The sequence below is a fragment of the Pseudomonas frederiksbergensis genome, from assembly GCF_003732665.1.
Lineage (GTDB): Bacteria > Pseudomonadota > Gammaproteobacteria > Pseudomonadales > Pseudomonadaceae > Aquipseudomonas > Aquipseudomonas frederiksbergensis_G.
In genome coordinates this window covers 1-278 of record NZ_MOBP01000234.1, presented here as the reverse complement: position 1 = coordinate 278, position 278 = coordinate 1, and the positions used below count along the sequence as shown (strand labels likewise).

Annotated in this window: 1 pseudogene; it reads right to left on the bottom strand. The window is 63.7% G+C overall.

The window, feature by feature from the left end:
* A pseudogene (locus BK665_RS33980) lies at positions 1–278 on the bottom strand (PLP-dependent aminotransferase family protein); the annotation flags it as partial.

Genomic DNA, 278 nt, shown 5'->3' with positions numbered 1-278 from the left:
TTGGCCAATTGCTGATGCAGTGCACGGACCGGCAGATAATCGACGCTCGGCACCGCCGCACCCAAGGGAAAAACACCCTCGCGGCGGGATTCGACCAGGACTTGCTGAATGATGCTGCTGCGCGTGACCAGACCCGGCCGTTCGACCCGGGCAATGTCCGGCGTCGGCGCCGTCAGGGCCGGCGTCTGGTGTACGTAGTAACCGTACTGCGGCCGGGCGCGGATCAGGCCCTGGTCTTCAAGATTGGCGTAAGCCTGCAACACGGTTGCATGACTGAC